The sequence below is a fragment of the Rhabdobacter roseus genome (genome assembly GCF_014202275.1).
Lineage (GTDB): Bacteria > Bacteroidota > Bacteroidia > Cytophagales > Spirosomataceae > Rhabdobacter > Rhabdobacter roseus.
On record NZ_JACHGF010000026.1, the window covers coordinates 1 to 1,764 of the forward strand.

1 protein-coding gene is annotated in these 1,764 nt (G+C 49.5%); it reads right to left on the reverse strand.

From position 1 onward, the window contains the following. Nucleotides 1-120: 120 nt before the first annotated feature. Complete coding sequence (locus tag HNQ92_RS28485) at nt 121-1,668, reverse strand: IS1182 family transposase (RefSeq protein WP_221307577.1); 1,548 nt, start codon at nt 1,666-1,668, stop codon at nt 121-123. Nucleotides 1,669-1,764 lie beyond the last annotated feature (96 nt).

Consider the following 1,764-nt stretch of genomic DNA (forward strand, 5'->3'; position numbering starts at 1 on the left):
GGTAACCGTTGCACAACCTATTTTTTAATTTTAGGATTCCGCTTTCTTAGCTGATGTCATTTTCCTGGTAGACGGTGATTTGTGAAAGAATATTTCCCGGATTTTTCACCTGATTCCCGATTAAAACGACAAGAACTGATAGCGGGGCGAAAAACGGGCCGTGGAATCCGTTTGGAAGGGATTAAGACCTTTCCGCAGAGCCACTAGTGCGGGTTGGACTTTCTTTCGGCTGAAATTCAGGTACTTTTTGAGATTGTAAGTGAGTGCGGCCATCATGACGTGTTTGTTGGCCTGTGCCATTCCCCGGCTGTTGATTCTGCGCATGTTCAGGAAGTTCACCAGCGTACCCAGTACCGGTTCCACCGTCCGGCTTCGGATCTTGCTGATGCGTTTGGTATAGGCGGGGTTTTGGGCCAGCTTTTGGTGCATGCGGTCATAGTAGGGCTTGTCGATGCTTTCCTCCAGTTTCTTAAATTTGGTCGCTTTGCCGCAGCACGGCTCCCGCAACAGACAGCTTCCGCAGACGGTCTCAGAACTCCGGTAGCTCTTTTTCTGATAGCCTTTGCTGTCGGTCTTGATGCCTTTGAAGGTCAACACAGCCCCTTTCCCTCCCGGTTTTTCGCAGCGGTATTCGTCTTTGTCGGCATGGTATACAAAGCCTTCCCGCTCGGGTTTGTATTGGCCGAAGTTGGGTATGTAGGCATCTATTCCTTTTTCCTGGCAGTACCGGAGTGCTTTTCCGCTGCTATAGCCTGCGTCTGCGGTGATCTGATCGAGGGTCAGCTTCACCCCCTGCAGATTCTCCAAAGTCTGATCCAGGATCTGGGGCAGATTTTCGCTGTCCCTGCTACCGGCTGTACTCGCGCAGGCCCCCGTGATCACATGATGGGCATCATCCACAGCCAGCTGACCAGAGTAGTTCAGCTGACGGGCCTTGCCCGGCTTGGTACTGATCTTAGCGTCTGGATCGGTAGGGCTGTAATGAGTATGGTTACTCAGGTACTTGGGACGGATTGTATTGCCCTGGTCATCTACCTGTTTGGGATCGTCCACATGGCCGGGCATGTCTTTGTACGCCTGCTCTTTCCATTTATGATGCCTCTCTACCCGCTTTTTCCTTCCTGAGCTCACCTTGAATTCCGAGCCTTCCTCCAGTTCGTCCACATAGGCCGAGGCATCCTCGACCACCTCCTTCTCCAGCAGACTGTCCATAGAGGCATTGGCTTTGATAAAGGCCGAATCGACTGCCTGACGCTTGGCTCTGACCATTCCTTTCCCGACACACAGTCTCAATACCTCCCTAAACAGTTTTAGAAATACTTCCTGGCCATACAGCTGCCGAGTTCTGCTAATGGTCGAATGCCAGGGCAAAGCCTCATCCAGATCGTACTTGAGAAACAACCGCACGTCCAAACAATTCGAGCAAAAAGCGATCAGCTTACGGTCAGAGTTAATATTGTTCAGATAGCCCACCAGCAACATCTTGAAAAAGACCACCGGATCGATGCTCTGCTGACCTTCACTCCCATAATATTCCGCCGTAGCGGGATACAGAAAATGAAGATCCAGGCATTGGGAGAGCCCACGGTAGAAGTTGTCGGCCGGTACCAGCTGCTCCAAATTTAGCTGATAAAATAGTTTAGGCTGTATTTGCTGTCGTCCTTGCATGTATTAAACTTAGTGATTTTTAGTCACTTAAACAAATGAAAATCAACTGTTTAAAAAAAATATTTAACAAATACTGACACTCCAGGCAGAAAAAAA